The 17,118-nt window shown below is 63.5% G+C and carries 11 protein-coding genes; all 11 read left to right on the forward strand.

The genetic code is table 11. The features are described 5' to 3' along the window. The first annotated feature begins 45 nt into the window (after positions 1-45). The 11 genes from O3300_RS27410 (at position 46) to O3300_RS27460 (ending at position 17,039) form a co-directional block, all read left to right on the forward strand. On the forward strand, positions 46-1,827 hold the full coding sequence (locus O3300_RS27410; RefSeq protein ID WP_305054665.1) for a DUF2341 domain-containing protein: 1,782 nt from the start codon (positions 46-48) through the stop codon (positions 1,825-1,827). A 13-nt stretch (positions 1,828-1,840) separates the two neighbouring features. Beyond that, positions 1,841-2,251 (forward strand): biopolymer transporter ExbD, encoded by a 411-nt coding sequence (locus O3300_RS27415; protein ID WP_034753784.1) that lies wholly within the window; start codon positions 1,841-1,843, stop codon positions 2,249-2,251. A gap of 10 nt (positions 2,252-2,261) precedes the next feature. Further along, complete coding sequence (locus tag O3300_RS27420) at positions 2,262-2,978, forward strand: energy transducer TonB (protein ID WP_305054666.1); 717 nt, start codon at positions 2,262-2,264, stop codon at positions 2,976-2,978. A 37-nt stretch (positions 2,979-3,015) separates the two neighbouring features. After that, positions 3,016-4,749, forward strand: a complete 1,734-nt coding sequence (locus O3300_RS27425; protein ID WP_305054667.1) for a putative porin — start codon at positions 3,016-3,018, stop codon at positions 4,747-4,749. 6 nt (positions 4,750-4,755) lie between these two features. Then, entirely contained in the window at positions 4,756-5,454 is a 699-nt protein-coding gene (locus tag O3300_RS27430; protein ID WP_305054668.1) for a hypothetical protein, read from the forward strand. Between the two features lie 29 nt (positions 5,455-5,483). Continuing rightward, entirely contained in the window at positions 5,484-5,972 is a 489-nt protein-coding gene (locus O3300_RS27435) for a YbjN domain-containing protein (protein ID WP_305054669.1), read from the forward strand. A gap of 208 nt (positions 5,973-6,180) precedes the next feature. Beyond that, complete coding sequence (locus O3300_RS27440; protein ID WP_251351534.1) at positions 6,181-9,285, forward strand: DEAD/DEAH box helicase; 3,105 nt, start codon at positions 6,181-6,183, stop codon at positions 9,283-9,285. Between the two features lie 49 nt (positions 9,286-9,334). Next, positions 9,335-10,462 carry a HAMP domain-containing sensor histidine kinase gene (locus tag O3300_RS27445; protein WP_305054670.1) on the forward strand — a complete coding sequence of 376 codons (1,128 nt, stop codon included), beginning with the start codon at positions 9,335-9,337 and terminating at the stop codon, positions 10,460-10,462. A gap of 138 nt (positions 10,463-10,600) precedes the next feature. Continuing rightward, positions 10,601-11,281: a response regulator transcription factor gene (locus O3300_RS27450; protein WP_034753797.1), complete on the forward strand. Its 681-nt coding sequence runs from the start codon at positions 10,601-10,603 to the stop codon at positions 11,279-11,281. Positions 11,282-11,436: 155 nt separating this feature from the next. Continuing rightward, positions 11,437-12,144, forward strand: coding sequence for a transposase (locus tag O3300_RS27455; protein WP_099666073.1), 708 nt, complete (start codon positions 11,437-11,439; stop codon positions 12,142-12,144). Positions 12,145-12,338: 194 nt separating this feature from the next. Further along, positions 12,339-17,039 (forward strand): glutamate synthase-related protein, encoded by a 4,701-nt coding sequence (locus O3300_RS27460; protein WP_099666074.1) that lies wholly within the window; start codon positions 12,339-12,341, stop codon positions 17,037-17,039. Positions 17,040-17,118 lie beyond the last annotated feature (79 nt).

A 17,118-nucleotide genomic window follows, 5' to 3' on the forward strand; every position in this document is an offset into this window, starting at 1 on the left:
ACCAGCACTGCACTTTTTTAGACTTTTCTTCGGAGAATCACTGTCATGCAACGTTTTCTTTTCTTGCTCACGATCCTGGGCACGCTCGTTCCCGGCCTGGCGCATGCCTGGTGGCAGCCCGACTGGGCTTACCGCAAACCCGTCACCGTCGACGCCGGCCCGAAGGCGGGCGCCGTGGGCGGCGATCCCGGCCGCATTCCCGTGCTGCTGCGCTTGCATTCTGGTAACTTCAACTTCGAAGGCGTCAGCGACAACGGCGCCGACCTGCGCTTCGTGGCGGGCGACGACAAGACGGTGCTGAACCACCAGATCGAACAGTTCAACCCGCTCCTGGGCATCGCCCTGATCTGGGTCGATGTACCGGCCCTGACGGCCGGCACGCCGCAGCAGCTGTGGATGTACTACGGCAATTCGAAGGCGCCCGCTTCCGGCAACGGCCAGCGCACCTTCGACCCCGATTACAGCCTCGTGTACCACTTCACCGAGCCTGGCGTGCCTTCGCGCGACAGCACCGCCTACGGCAACCATGCCCAGACAGCCGTGCCGGCGCTGGACGGTTCCGTCATCGGCGCCGGCGCCCGCCTGGGTACGGCACCGCTGATGCTGCCTGCCTCGCCTTCGCTGGCGCTGGCCGCCGGCGCGCCCTTCACCTTTTCCGCCTGGGTGCGTCCCGACAACCTGGGCCCGCAGCAAGTGCTGTATGCGCGCCGCGACGGCGCCAACGAATTGCTGATCGGCATCGACCAGGGCGTGCCTTTCGTGCAGGTGAATGGCCAGCGCAGCAAGCCCGGCCAACCGATCCAGGCCGCGCAATGGTCGCACCTGGCTGTGAAAGCCGATAAAGCCAACGTGGCCCTGTACGTGGGCGGCCGTCCGGCCGTGTCGCTGGCCACCGCGCTGCCAGCCTTCACCAGCGCCGCGTCGGTCGGCGCCGATGCGGCGCCGGTCGCTTCCGGCACCGCCACCCTGAACAACTTCACGGGTGCCATCGACGAGCTGCGCCTGTCGCGCACGGCCCGTCCCGACGCCCTGCTGCTGGCCGACGCCGTCTCGCAAGGTTCCGAATCGCGCCTGGCCGTGTTTGGCGCCGACGAACAGCAGGCCGGCAAGAGCCATTTCGGCTTCATCATCGCCGCCATGCCGCTCGACGCGTGGATCGTCGTCGGCGTGCTGGGCCTGATGATGGTCTTGTCGTGGATCATCATGATCGGCAAGGGCCGCAGCTATGGCGCCATCTCGCGCGCGAATGCGCAATTCATGCAGTCGTTCCACGAAGCGGCCGGCGCGCCGCTGGACCACCTGGCGCGCAACGGCAAGCTGAGCACTTCCGTGAAGACGGATTCCTCGCTGTGGCGCCTGTATGACGTGGCCATCGACGAGATGCGCCGCCGCCACGACCGCGGCTACGACCTGAACGCCGTGTCCAACGCGACGATCGGCGCCATCCGCGCCGCCATGGATGGCGTGATGGTGCGCGAAAGCGAGCGCATGTCGAAACGCATGATCTGGCTCTCGACCACTATCGAAGGCGCGCCGTACGTCGGTCTGTTCGGCACCGTGATCGGCATCATGCTGGTGTTCGTCGTGGCGGCCATGGCCGGCGCCGTGGACATCAACTCGGTGGCGCCAGGCATGGCGGCAGCGCTGCTGTGTACGGCTGCGGGCCTGGGCGTGGCGATTCCCGCCCTGTTCGGCTACAACTGGCTGTCGTCGCGTTCTGACGCCATCGTCGCCGATATGGCCGTCTTCGTCGACGAATTCGCCACGCGTCTGGCTGAAGAGCAGGGCGACGGACGCCAGATGCGTCCCGTGCTGCAACAGGCGTGAGGGGCGCATAACCATGGCCACCTCCGCCAAGTTTACCCCCCGCAAGCGTAGCGGCGGCATCAACATCACGCCCTTCGTCGACGTGCTGCTGGTGGTGCTGGTGATCTTCATCCTGACCAGCAATGCCAGCATTCCCGGCATCAAGGTCGACCTGCCCAAGGCCAGTTCGGCCATGGCGCTGGAAAAACCGAAGACCAAGGCCATCACCATCGACAACGCGGGCCAGGTCTTCCTCGACGCCTATCCCGTCACCTTGCCCGAGCTGGAAGAGCGCTTGCGCACGGAAAAGGCCCTGACGCCCGACTTCCCCGTGATCGTGCGCGGCGATGCCGCAGTGCAATACGCGAAAGTGGTCGAAGTGCTGGACTTGCTGCGCCGCATAGACCTGAACCAGGTGGGCCTGGTGACCGGCAAGCCGGCATGAGGAGCGCAAGGTGAAGCGTGACGACATGATGAAGATGGCCGCCTCGGAACCGTCGGGCGCGGCGCAGTGGTGGCGCCGCTGGGGCGGCGTGGCCGGCGGCGCGCTGCTGGCCGGTGCGCTGGCCGCGCTGGTCTGGTATTTGCTGTCGGACACGGTCGCGACCAAGCGCGAAGTGGCGGCCCCGCCGATGCTGATGCTGCCCCCTCCGCCGCCACCGCCGCCGGAACCGGAAAAACTGCCGGAACCGACGCCCGACAAGGTGGTGCCGGAAGTGTCGGAGCCGGAACCGACGCCGGCCGACAAGCCCATGGATGACGCGCCGGAAAGCCCGTCGCCGGACAAGGGCGACCCAGTCACCATCGATGGCGCGGCGCAGGCCGGCAGCGACGCCTTCGGCATCCAGGCCGGACGCGGCGGCGGCATGACGGGCGGCGGCGGTGGCGGCGGACTCGGCGCGGGATCGTATGGCCGCTATGTCGCCAACGCGCTGCAGCTGGCCTTTGCCCGCGATCCGCGCACGCGCCAGCTGGCGTTTGCCGACATCCGCGTCGACCTGTGGCTCGATACGGAAGGCAAGACGACGAAAGTGCAGCTGGTGCAAGGCACGGGCAATGCGCAGACGGACGAGCAAGTGCTGGCCATGGTGCGCGACTTCCGCGCCGACGAGCGGCCGCCGGCGTCCCTGCGTTTCCCGGCCCGCGTTTCCATCAAAGGCCGCCGGCCATAGCGCCCCCAATTCATATTAATTTTTTTCGAGAGAAACAATGAATTCCTTATTTTCTTCCCCACAGCGCCTGCGCCGCCTTCCGCTGGCGCTCGCTGCCCTGGCCCTGAGCGTGGCAGCAGGCGCCGTGCAAGCGCAAGCACCGGCCGACAGCACCATGGTCAAACTGATCCGCGGCCTGATCCAGAGCGGCGCCCTCAACAAGGATGCCGGCGAAGCGCTGCTGGCGCAGGCGCAAAGCGAAGCGCTGGCCGCCGCGCAAGCGCGTCCGGCGGCAGCGCCGGCGGCCCTGGCGCAGGTACAGCCGGGCGACGTGCGCGTGCCGTACATTTCGCAAACCGTGCGCGAGCAGATCCGCGACGAAATCAAGGGCCAGGTCATGGCCGAGGCGAAGGCGGGCGGCTGGGCGGCGCCGAATGAAACGCCGGCCTGGACCAAGCGCATCCGCGTGGAAGGCGACGTGCGTGCGCGCTACGAATCGCGCTATTACGACATGGCCAACAGCAATATCGAGATCGACTGGCGCTCGCTCAACAGCGGCAGCGGCTACGACGTCAATTCGAACACCAACCTGGCCTTGCCGGCCCTGCTGAACACGCGCGAAGACCGCAAGCACTTGCTGCGCGCGCGCGCCCGCCTGGGCATCCTGGCCGACATTTCCGACAGCACGCAGGCCGGCATCCGCCTGGCCAGCGGCAACGACGACAGCCCCGTGTCCACCACGCAAACCCTGGGCGGCGGCCTGGGCAAGAAAAACATCTGGCTGGACCAGGCCTGGCTGTCCTATCAGCCCGCTTCCTGGCTGAAACTGACGGCGGGCCGCTTCGACAATCCGTTTGTTTCCAGTGATGAATTGTTTTCCAGCGAACTCAATTTCGACGGCATCGCCGCCAAGGTGCAGCAACCGGTGGGCGACAGCAAGGACGTCACCGTGTTCGGTACCCTGGGCCTGATTCCGCTCGAGTATTCGTCCGACAATGCGCCTAGCCGCAGCCAGGCAAAGATGTCCAGCGAAAACAAATGGCTGCTGGGCGCGCAAGTGGGCGCGTCGTGGAAGATCAACAGCGACCACCAATTGCGCGGCGCGCTGGCCTACTACAACTTCCGCAACATCAGCGGCGAGTATTCGCAGCCGTGTGCGCTGTATGCGGGCGCCGATGGCTGCAACACGGACTGGTCGCGTCCGTCGAGCATGCAAAAGGGCAACAGTTTGATGCTGTTGCGCAATATCGCCCTGAATCCGCTGGACCCGGCGAACACGCCGCAGCCGCAATTCGTGGGCCTGGCGTCGAAATTCCGCCTGGCCAACCTGAATGCGCGCTGGGATAGCAAGGTGGCCGGCGGCACGGACTTGCGCATCGAAGGCGATTATGTGCGCAACATGGCCTACGACAAGAGCGAAATGTGGGCGCGCGCCAAGGGCGGCATCATGAACAACTTCGGCGGCACGGGCGGCGTGTCGCAAGCCGATTTCCGGAGCGGCGGCAATGCCTACATGCTGCAGGCAACCCTGGGCAAGGCGAATCCGGCGGCGCGCGGCGACTGGAACGTTTTGCTGGGCTACAAGCGCATCGAACCGGATGCCTTGCCTGACGCTTACAACGATTCCACCTTCCACCTGGGCGGCACGAATGCGCGCGGCTACTACCTGGGCGGCGCGTATGCGCTCGACAAGAATACCTGGCTGAACGGCCGCTGGACGTCGAGCCGCGAAGTGTTCGGTTCGGCACTGTCGATCGACACCCTGCAAATCGAATTGAACGCGCGTTTTTAAGGAGCCATGATGTTGATATCCAACAAAATGCGCGTGCCGCTACTGTTGCTGAGCTTGCTGGCCGCCGGCACGGCCCAGGCGCAGGGACAGAAGGGCCAGAGCATGGAAGAGCGCCTGCGCGCCGAGTTGCGCAATGTCACGGCGCAACTGCAGCAGACGCGCGGCGAGCTGGAATTGCTGAAAGCCAAGGGCGTGCCTGCCGCCAAGGCGGCGCCCGTCGCCGCGCCTGCCAGCGATGGCTTGAAAAAGGAACTGGCGCGCAGCCAGTCGCAACTGGCGCAGGAGCGCGCGCAACGGGAAAAACTGGGCGAGCAGCAACAGCGCAGCGCCGCCGCCGCGCAAGAGGCAAGCGCCAGCCTGGCGCAGTACCGCCAGGCCAGCGAACAGCTGGCCGCCACGGGCAAGCAGCTGGAAGCGGAGCGCGCGCGCCTCGACGGCGAAGTGGCGTCGCAGCGGGGCGCCCTGGCGCGCTGCGAAAGCAAGAATGCCCAGCTGTATGCGGCCGGGCAGGAAATCCTGCAAGCGTATGAAGGGCTCGACGTGCTGGACGTCATGAAGGCACGCCAGCCGTTCGCCGCGCAAAGCCGGGTGAAACTCGAACAGATTGCCCAGCAGTACGGCGACCAGCTGTACCAGGGGCGCTTTGATGCGCGTCAAACCGAAGCGGCAGCAACGCCGGCCGCCCCCGCGCCGGCCCCCCAATAATTTTACTTTTCGAAATGAATGGAATGACGATGGAAAACACGAATAGCTTGCTGACCACCCTGAATGCGGAACAAACGGCCGAGGCCATCAAGGCGGCCGGCTGCGCCGTCACCAGCATCGAACACGACGGTGTCCTGCGCCTGCACAGCGCCAGCCATGGCATCGGCTTTCAGGTGCTGTGGGGCAATGAAGCATCGCCTGGCCAGTATGCGGATCTGACCCTGAGCTGCCCGCTGCGCGTGCAGGGCGGCGACTTGCCGGCCGGCTTGCTGGCCGAATGGCACCGCAGCAAGCGTTTTGCCCGCGTGGCCCAGCATGGCGATTTCGTCGTGCTGGAAATGGATGTGCTGGTCGCCGGCGGCGTCAGCCGCGAGTACCTGAATATCAATCTGCAACTGTGGACGCAGATGATGGGCCAGTTCTTCTTGTTTTTGCGCAACTTTACGCCGGCCGATACGAGCACCGCTCCGCTCGTCGAAGCCGTCAACGTGGCAGAAGAAGAAACTGTGCCGGCCTGATAAGCGGGTCAACGGCGGCAAAAAAGGCCCGTGACGGGCCTTTTTTGCCGTCTGCGGGTCCCAAGTGTCGTATTAAATACTTATTTTTTAGGCATCGCGCATTAAAACTGCTCAAAGAGCGTGTGTGAATCAAGCCAGCAACGGCTGTATGGCGGATAATATTGCCTGTTGCCGATTTGGATACGACCTTTACACAAAAATGCGCCCCATGGATTTTACCCGCGACGAAACCAGTGAAACCCCAGTTGCCCCGGCCAGCGCGCCGGGAGCGCCTTTGCCGTATGCCGTCGCCACCTGGCTGCAGCGGGTGGAGGCAGCCGCCCATCCGAAAGCCGTGCTGAGCATTGCCGAACCGGACCCCAAACTCAACCAGCATCGATTGATCTACGTGCTGGCGCCCACCAGCGGTGGCCGCCACGTGGCCCTGTGCCTGTACAAGGCGCGGCTGCGGCCGAATGGCGACGTGGCGGCGGCTTCTCCCATCAGCGAAATCTTTTCCCTGCTGTCGGCGCCCCCCACGTTCCTGACGCCAGCCGACGAAGACCTCGTGCGTTTCTTCGTGGCCATGCGCAGCGGGCAGAATTCGCAGACGGGCAGCGCCACGGAGCCGAAGGGCAAGGTGGGCGCGGCCCTGCTGAAAATGCTGGCCGAGCAGGATAAATTGTTGTGGGCCAATTCCTGGGCCGACGTCGGCAATGGCCTCGTGTATCCGTTGAAGGAAGGTCCCGTGCGTCCCGCGCGCCTGTTCTGGCGCGACGAAGGCAAGACCATGCGCCTGGGCTGGCAAGTGGACCCGCCGGAAGGCGCGAAGCACCATGGCGCCGACCAGATCGACTACATGCTGCCCACCGATCCGCCGTGGTACATCGACAACCTGTCGTGCGGCGTGCTGGAACTGAACCAGGGCGGCTCCGACATTTCCCTGGCCGACTTGCAGGCGCTGGTGGCGCAGGCGCCGCCCCTGAACGCGAACGACAAGGTGCGCGTGTCGCAACTGCTGCTGGCGCAGGGCTTGCAGCATTTGATGCCGCTGCCGCAACCGTTGCCGCAGCGCTTGCGCAAGGATGTGCCGGCGCAACCGGTCTTGCTGCTCGATAGCGCCATGCTGGCCGATGGCGGCGCGCAGCGCTGGAGCGACTTCGCCGTGCTGTCCTATGACTACGATGGCGAAAGAGTCTCGTTCGACCCGTCGCAGCGCGTGGTGCGGCAAGTGGGCGATGTGACGGAAATTATCCAGAGAAACACGGTCGATGAAGCGCGCGCGCTGGCGACGTTGGCCGAGCTGCAATTCAAGAAGCCGGGCTCCGCCCCCTTGAGCGGCTTGAAGGGCGCCTTGCAGCTGCCTTCCCAGGCGGAATGGCTGCGTTTTGCCGAGTCCGGCATCGATGCCTTGCTGGCGCAGGGCTGGATCGTGGAAAAGACGGCCAAGTACCGCTACGACGTGAGCGACGTGGGCGACTGGTACGCGGAAATCGACGACCAGGACCCGGACAGCGGCAACGCCTGGTTCGAGCTGGAACTGGGCATCGTCGTCAACCACGAGCGCGTGCCGCTGCTGCCCGTGCTGGTGCAGCTGATCCGCAACGCGCCCAACGATTTCAACCCGAAAGTCATCGAGGCGCATGCCGACGATGACCAGATGCTGGCGACCTTGTCGGACGGCACGCGCGTGGCCCTGCCGTGGGGCAGGGTGCGTCCCATCCTGAACACGCTGGGGGAACTGTATTTCAGCGACAAGATCAAACATGCGGTGCGCATGTCGACCCTGGACGCGGCGCGCCTGGAAGAGCTGGCGCGCGGCCTGGACATGCAGTGGACGGGCGGCGAGCAGCTGCGCGCCATGGGCCGCAAGCTGAGCCAGTTCGGCGCCGTGCAAAAAGTGGCGGCACCAGCCGGCCTGCAGGCGACCCTGCGCGATTACCAGGCCGATGGCCTGGCGTGGATGCAATTCCTGCGCGATCATGATTTGGCCGGCATCCTGGCCGATGACATGGGCCTCGGCAAGACCGTGCAAACCCTGGCGCATATCCTGGTGGAAAAGGAGGCGGGCCGTTTGACGCATCCGGCGCTGGTGATTGCACCGACGAGTTTGATGGGCAACTGGCAGGACGAGGCGGCCAAGTTCGCGCCTGGTCTGAAGGTATTGCTGCTGCAAGGCAAGGACCGCGCCCAGCAGTTCGACCAGATCGACCAATGCGACCTGGTGCTGACCACCTACGCCCTGTTGCCGCGCGATGAGGAAACCTTGCGCGAGCACGATTTCCACCTGGTCATCCTCGACGAATCGCACTACATCAAGAATACGCGCAGCAAGGCGGCGCAAAGCGCGGGCCTGCTGCGCGCGCGCCACCGCCTGTGCCTGTCCGGCACGCCGCTGGAAAATCACCTGGGCGAGCTGTGGTCGCAATTCCACTTCCTGCTGCCGGGTTTGCTGGGCGACGAGAAGACGTTCAACACGCAGTTCCGCCATCCGATCGAGCGCCAGGATGACCCGCTGCGCCGCATGCTCTTGAATCGCCGCATCAAGCCTTTCCTGCTGCGCCGCACGAAGGACAATGTGGCCAAGGAATTGCCGCCGAAAACGGAAATGGTGCGCAAGGTGGAATTGACGGGGCCGCAGCGGGACCTGTATGAAACCGTGCGTCTTGCGATGGATCAAAAAGTACGCGAAGAAATCGACAAGAAGGGCGTGGCGCGCAGCCAGATCGTCATCCTCGAAGCGCTGCTGAAACTGCGGCAAGTGTGCTGCGACCCCCGCCTCGTGAAATCCTTGCCGGCGAAGAAGCAATCGGCCGGTTCGGCCAAGCTGCTCGACCTGATGCAGATGGTGGAAGACTTGCTCGACGAAGGGCGCAAGATTCTCGTCTTCTCGCAATTTACCAGCATGCTGGAATTGATCGAGGAAGAACTGGAATCGCGCGACATCCCGTACGCCTTGCTGACGGGCGAAACGAAGGACCGGGGCGCGCAAGTGGCGGCCTTCCAGCAGGGCGCCGTGCCGATCTTCCTGATCAGCCTGAAAGCTGGCGGCGTCGGCCTGAACCTGACGGCGGCCGACACGGTCATCCACTACGACCCGTGGTGGAATCCTGCGGCGGAAAACCAGGCCACGGACCGCGCCTGGCGCATCGGCCAGGACAAGCCCGTGTTCGTCTACAAATTGATCGCCAAGGGCACGCTGGAAGAAAAAATCCAGCTGCTGCAGCAAAAGAAATCGGAACTGGCGCAATCGATCCTGGCCGAAGGCGAATCGCAAAAGATGGCCCTCACGCAGGAAGACTTGCAGCAGATTTTCGCCCCGCTGGAAGATTAACGTTGCCGCACGCTTATACTTGGCGATTCTTTCTTGCCAGGTATAACGCATGCTGCCCTTTCTCCTTCTGCTGCTTGCCGGCGCCATCCTCATGGCGCTGCGCTTCGTCCAGTTGCGTCGCGCCCTGCTGCGCGCGCGGGCGGGCGAAGCGCAATTCCGTCTGCTGGCCGAACACGGCCGCGACGCGGCCTTCCTGCTCGATGCCGCCACCCTCGAATTGATCTATATCAGCCCCGCCGCGCAGCGCCTGACGGGATACGACTTGCCGGCCTTGCGCGCGCATGCGGCGCAGCTGGCGGCGGACGTGCCGGCCCGGCTGCAGCGCTGGCGCGACGGTGACGCCAGCCGTTTGACCCTGTTGCGCGAAGTGGAATTGCCGCACGCCGACGGCCACCTGCTGGCCCTGGAAATCCATTCCACCATCGTGCCCGCGGCGGCAGGGCGGGGCGTGACCCTGGCGGGTACCTTGCGCGACGTCAGCGCCGCCCAGGCGCAGGAAGCCGAGCGGGAAAAGGAGCAGAAGCGCTTTGCCTCGATGCTGTCGCATGAATTCCGCACGCCGCTGGCCACCATCGACGGCGCCATCCAGCGCCTCGTCTCGACGTCCACCGGGGCGGACGAGGCCACGCGCAAGCGCTACGTGAAAATCCAGACGGCCGTCGACCGTTTGTTGTCCATGATCGACGACTATTTGTCGCCCGAACGCATGGCGGCCATCGGCCGCGAGCGGGCCGCCGACGGCATCGCGCCGCTGGCCTTGCTGCAGCAGGCGGCCGCCACCGTGCCTGCCAGCCACCGCGTGCAGCTGGAACTCGACGAAGACTTGCCGGCCAGGCTGCGCTGCGACGTGCCCGGCATGGCCCTGAGCCTGAAAATCCTGCTGGACAACGCCGTCAAGTTCAGCCCGCCGGGCAGCGCCATCACCTTGTCGGCCAGGCTGGTGCCCGAGGGCGGCGTGGCGCTGTGCGTGCGCGATGCGGGGCCCGGCTTGCGGGAAGAAGAACTGGCGCAATTGTTCGAAAAAGGTTTCCGTGGAACTAATGCCACGCATCCGGGCGCGGGCCTGGGCCTGTACATGGCGCGCGCCGTGGTGGACGTGCATGGCGGGAGTTTGCAGGGGCATAATCTGCCCGAAGGCGGGGCACTTTTCCGCATTTGGCTGCCGCTTCCTGTCTAGACAAGGAAAAGCCTTGCTTCCGCTGAAGGCAACCGTGATAATTCCTTGACGTAAACCTATTGTGCCGTCCATCATGGTGTAGAAGTGCATGGCATGGTTTGCCCTCGGTGTGCTCACTAACGGAAGAATGGCGTAGCAATGACGAAAATACTGATCGTCGAAGACAATCTCGACTACGCCGAAGACATGGCGGAGTTCCTCGTTGAGCTCGAACACGAAGTCCATATCACCAGCTCCGCTGGCGGTATGTGGACGGCGTTGAGCCATGGCAATGTCGGCGTGGTCGTACTGGACCTGGGTTTGCCCGATGAAGACGGCTTCAACGTCATCCCCCGCATGCGCCAGCTATATCCGCAAATCGGCGTGCTGGTGCTGACGGGGCGTGTCGCTTTCGACAGCCGCATCCTGGGCTTGCGCCTGGGTGCCGACCACTATCTGACCAAGCCCATCAAATTCCCCGAACTGGCGGCCCACATCGAAGCGCTCGACCGCCGCGTGGGGCCGCAAGATCCCGTACCCGAGCCGGGCAAGTGGACGTTGAAAGTAAGCGCTCGCCAACTTGAGTTGATGGGCGCCGTCATCGCCTTGACGGAAAAGGAATTCAACTTCCTGCACTTGCTCACCATTAATACCCGCCCCGTGCCGCGCGACGTCATCGTGGCCGGCATGGGTGGCGAAGATCCCGATGCGGGCCGCCGGGTCGACATGCTCGTGTATCGTTTGCGCAAGAAAGCCAAGACGGGCCTGGGCCAGGACTTGCCGCTGCGCAGCGCGTATGGCGAAGGCTACAGCCTGTCGGCCAGTTTCAACCTGTCCTGATGACCTTGTTGCGCCGCCCGCAAGTGGCTGGCGCAATAAAAGGGACAGAGTCAACGGTTTTTTTCCGCATTTCAAATAAAACAGGGTCAGAGTCGTGCCTTGCGCTCGCAAGTGTGTAAAATCAAGGCCTTAGCCTTCTTTTTACCGATTCTGCCATGGCCCGTTTGCCCCGCCTCATCATTCCAGCACTGCCCCATTACGTGATTCAGCGCGGCAGCAACCGCCAGCCCGTGTTCCAGGACGCGGCGGACTACGCGCAATTCCTGTCCTGGCTGAAAACGGGGGCGAAAATGTTCAAGGTGGCCATTCACGCCTATGTTTTATTGCCTGATCAGCTACATTTGCTGGCCACGCCGGCCGATGCGACGGGCCTGGGGCAGCTGATGCAGTGGCTGGGACGCTATTACGTGCCGTATTTCAACCAGAAATACGGCCGCGAAGGTGCCTTGTGGCAGGGACGCTACAAAACTTCCGTCATCGATCCCGACAATTTCTTCCTCACGTGCTGCCGCTACCTGGAATGCGTGCCCGTGCAAACGGGCCTGGCGGGCCAGGCGCTCGATTACAGCTGGTCCAGCTATGCCCACCATGCGGGCGTGCGTCCCGATCCCGTCATCACCGACCATGCGCTGTACTGGGCGCTGGGCAATACGCCGTTCGACCGCGAGGCGGCGTATCTGCGCCTGTTCGAGCAAGGCCTGGGCAGCAGCCAGGTGAAAGTGGTGGAACAGGCTGTATTGAAGGGCTGGCCGCTGGGTTCCGACGCTTTCAAGCAGGCGCTGGAGCAGAAAATGCAGCGGCAAGTGCTGCCTGCCAAGCGGGGCCGTCCCCGCAAAATCGTGGCCGACGCGGCCGCTAATTAAAAAGCATTCGCATTTAAAACAAAAAATGGTTCCTTTCCGCGCTTTTATTGAAATTGCTTCGACTATGTCCCTATTAAATTTTTAGAGCGACGGAATCGAATTTAATTCGACTCCGACCCTAATTGTTGTAGTTGAGTTTTTTGTTGCGTTGCACTACTCTAGTTTTTCGATAGTCATATGCAGCGGAGAAGCCCATGAAAGCGCAAGGCCTGTACGACCCAGCCAATGAACACGATGCCTGCGGCGTCGGTTTCGTCGCCCATATCAAGGGCAACAAGACCCATTCGATCGTCGAACAGGGTTTGCTGATTCTGAAAAACCTCGATCACCGGGGCGCCGTGGGCGCCGATGCGCTGATGGGCGATGGCGCCGGCATCCTGATCCAGATTCCCGACCAGTATTACCGCGAAGAAATGGCCAAGCAGGGCGTGGAATTGCCGCCGCCTGGCGAATACGGCGTGGGCATGGTCTTCCTGCCGAAGGAACACGCATCGCGCATCGCTTGCGAGCAGGAAATCGAACGCGCCGTGCGCATCGAGGGCCAGGTTGTGCTGGGCTGGCGCAACGTGCCCATCGATACGGACATGCCGATGTCGCCCACCGTGCGCGCCAAGGAACCGGTGATTCGCCAGATCTTCATCGGCCGCGGCCCGGACATCATGGTCACCGACGCGCTCGAGCGCAAACTGTATGTGATCCGCAAATCGTCGGGCCACGCCATCCAGGCATTGAAACTGCTGCACGGCAAGGAATTCTTCGTGCCGTCGATGTCGGCCCGTACCATCGTCTATAAAGGCCTGCTGCTGGCCGACCAGGTGGGCGTGTACTACAAGGACTTGCAGGATGCGCGCTGCATCTCGGCCCTGGCCCTGGTGCACCAGCGTTTCTCGACGAATACCTTCCCCGAATGGCCGCTGGCCCACCCATACCGCCTGATCGCCCACAACGGCGAGATCAACACGGTGAAAGGCAACTTCAACTGGATGCGCGCGCGCGAAGGCGTGATGAAGTCGGCCGTGCTGGGCGACGACCTGCAAAAGCTGTTCCCGCTGATCTATGAAGGCCAGTCCGACACGGCGTGCTTCGACAATGCGCTCGAACTGCTGCTGATGGCCGGCTATCCGATCGCCCAGGCGATGATGATGATGATTCCGGAAGCGTGGGAAAACCACACGACGATGGATGACAACCGCCGCGCCTTCTATGAATACCACGCGGCCATGATGGAACCGTGGGACGGCCCCGCCGCCATGGCGTTCACGGACGGCCGCCACATCGGCGGTACCCTGGACCGCAACGGCTTGCGCCCGGCCCGCTACATCGTCACGGACGACGACCTGGTGGTGATGGCGTCCGAATCGGGCGTGCTGCCGATCCCGGAATCGAAGATCATCCAGAAATGGCGCTTGCAGCCTGGCAAGATGTTCTTGATCGACCTGGAAGCGGGCCGCATCATCGACGACCAGGAACTGAAAAACACCTACGCCAACGCCAAGCCATATAAAGCGTGGATCAACTCGGTGCGCATCAAGCTCGACGAGATCAAGCTGGCCGAAGGGCAGGCGAAACAGGACCGCGCCCAGGGCGAAAAAGAGCAGCCATCGTTGCTGGACCGCCAGCAGGCGTTCGGCTACACGCAGGAAGACTTGAAATTCCTCATGGCGCCGATGGCCGTGGCCGGCGAAGAGGCGACGGGCTCGATGGGCAATGACTCGCCGCTGGCCGTCATGTCGAACAAGCTCAAACCGCTGTATAACTACTTCAAGCAGTTGTTCGCGCAAGTGACGAATCCGCCGATCGACCCGATCCGCGAAGCGATGGTGATGTCGCTCGTGTCCTTCATCGGCCCGAAACCGAACTTGCTCGATACCAACAACGTCAATCCGCCGATGCGCCTGGAAGTGGCGCAGCCCGTGCTGGGCTTTGACGACATGGCCCGCTTGCGCAACATCAGCGCCCACACGGGCGGTAAGTTCAAGTCGTACGAACTGGATATCTGCTACCCGCTGGCCTGGGGCAAGGAAGGCGTGGAAGCCTGCCTGGCCTCGCTGTGCGCGGAAGCCGTCGACGCCGTCAAGTCGGGCCACAACATCCTGATCGTCTCGGACCGCGCCATTTGCGCCGACCAGGTGGCGATCCCCGCGCTGCTGGCCACCTCCACCGTGCACCAGCACCTGGTGAGCAAGGGCTTGCGCGCGTCCACCGGTCTCGTCGTGGAAACGGGCTCGGCCCGCGAAACCCACCACTTCGCCTTGCTCGCCGGCTACGGCGCGGAAGCCGTCCACCCGTATCTGGCCATGGAAACCCTGGTCGAGATGGCGCACGGCTTGCCGGGCGACTTGTCGGGCGACAAAGCCATCTACAACTACACCAAGGCAGTGGGCAAAGGCTTGATGAAAGTCATGTCGAAGATGGGCATTTCCACGTATATGTCGTACTGCGGCGCGCAAATCTTCGAAGCCATCGGCTTGAACAAGTCGCTGGTGGACAAATACTTCAAGGGCACGGCTTCGAACGTGGAAGGCATCGGCGTGTTTGAAGTGGCGGAAGAAGCGCTGCGCCTGCACGCGCTGGCTTTCGGCAACGATCCCGTGCTGGTGGATAAGCTCGACGCGGGCGGCGAATACGCGTTCCGCGTGCGCGGCGAAGACCACATGTGGACGCCGGATGCGATTGCGAAATTGCAGCATTCCACGCGCAGCAACAATTTCTCCAGCTATAAAGAGTATGCGCAAATCATCAACGACCAGAGCCGTCGCCACCTGACCCTGCGCGGCTTGTTCGAATTCAAGCTCGACCCGACCAAGGCCATCCCGCTCGATGAAGTGGAACCGGCCAAGGAAATCGTCAAGCGCTTCGCCACGGGCGCCATGTCGCTCGGTTCCATCAGCACGGAAGCGCACGCGACCCTGGCCGTGGCCATGAACCGCATCGGCGGCAAGTCGAACACGGGCGAAGGCGGCGAAGATCCGAACCGCTACACGCAGGAATTGAAGGGCATCCCGATCCGCCAGGGCGACACCATGGCGTCCGTCGTGGGCGCCGAGCAGATCGTCGTCGATATTCCGCTGCAGGAAGGCGATTCCATGCGCTCGCGCATCAAGCAGGTGGCGTCGGGACGTTTCGGCGTCACGGCGGCCTACCTGAACTCGGCCGACCAGATCCAGATCAAGATGGCGCAGGGCGCGAAACCGGGCGAAGGCGGCCAGTTGCCGGGCCATAAAGTGTCGGAATACATCGCCAGCCTGCGCTTTTCCGTGCCGGGCGTGGGCCTGATTTCGCCGCCGCCGCACCACGACATCTATTCGATCGAAGATCTGGCGCAGCTGATCCATGACTTGAAGAACGCCAATCCGCGCGCCTCGATCTCCGTGAAACTGGTGTCGGAAGTGGGTATCGGCACGGTGGCTGCCGGCGTCACGAAGGCGAAAGCCGACCACGTGGTCGTCGCCGGACACGACGGCGGCACGGGCGCTTCGCCTCTGTCGTCCGTGAAACATGCGGGCACGCCGTGGGAGCTGGGTCTGGCAGAAACGCAACAAACGCTGGTCTTGAACGGCTTGCGCAGCCGCATCCGCGTGCAGGCCGACGGCCAGATGAAGACGGGTCGCGACGTGGTCATCGCCGCCTTGCTGGGCGCCGACGAGATCGGCTTCGCCACGGCGCCGCTGGTGGTCGAAGGCTGCATCATGATGCGCAAATGCCACTTGAATACGTGTCCGGTGGGCGTGGCCACGCAAGATCCGGTGCTGCGCGCCAAGTTCTCGGGCAAGCCCGAGTATGTCGTCAATTACTTCTTCTTCGTTGCCGAGGAAGCTCGTCAATTGATGGCGCAGCTGGGCATCCGCACGTATGACGAGCTGATCGGCCGCGTGGACTTGCTGGACAAATCGAAGGCGATTTCGCACTGGAAGGCGCAGGGGCTGGACTTCTCGGCCATCTTCTACAAGCCGGAAACCCCGGATGGCCAGGCCTGTCGCCACGTGGAATTCCAGGACCATGCGCTGGAAAAAGCGCTGGACCACAAGCTGATCGCGCAAGCGCGCGCAGCGCTGGAAAAGGGCGAGCGCGTCTCCTTCATCTCGCCCGTGCGCAACTTGAACCGCACGGTGGGCACCATGCTGTCCGGCGAAGTGGCGAAGAAATACGGCCATGCCGGCTTGCCGGACGACACCATCCACATCCAGCTGCAAGGCACGGCGGGCCAGTCGGCCTGCGCCTTCCTGGCGCACGGCATCACCATCGACCTGGTGGGCGAGGGCAACGATTACGTGGGTAAAGGCTTATCCGGCGGGCGCATCATCGTGCGGCCGAATACGGAATTCCGTGGCTGGGCCGTGGACAACATCATCATCGGCAATACGGTGCTGTACGGCGCCATTGCCGGCGAAGCCTTCTTCAATGGCGTGGCGGGCGAACGCTTTGCCGTGCGCAACTCGGGCGCCACCACGGTGGTCGAGGGCCTGGGCGACCATGGCTGCGAATACATGACGGGCGGCACGGTGGTGGTCCTGGGCAACACGGGACGCAACTTCGCGGCCGGCATGTCGGGCGGCATCGCCTATGTGTATGACCCGGCGGGCGATTTTGCCAGCAAGTGCAACACGGCCATGGTCAGCCTGGACAAGGTCGTCTCCGCGGCGGAGCAGCATCTGGACCGCGACGCCTGGCATACCCAGCACCGCGACGGCGTGCCGGAAGCGGATGAAGTCATCCTCAAGCGCCTGATCGAGCGTCACTTCAAGCACACGGGCAGCACCCGCGCCCGCGTCTTGCTGGACGACTGGGCCGCGGCGCGCGGCAAGTTCGTGAAAGTCTTCCCGAACGAATACAAGCGTGCGCTGATTGAAATGGCTGCCGATGCCGCCATGGAAGTCCAAGCCGTCGCCGCCTGAGCCAGCCAAGATCAATCGCATAGAGCAATGACAGGGAGCGGCCCGGCCGCTCCCAGCCAGCAAATACAAAGGAAACATC

It is taken from the genome of Janthinobacterium sp. SUN206 (assembly GCF_030587305.1).
GTDB lineage: Bacteria > Pseudomonadota > Gammaproteobacteria > Burkholderiales > Burkholderiaceae_D > Janthinobacterium > Janthinobacterium kumbetense.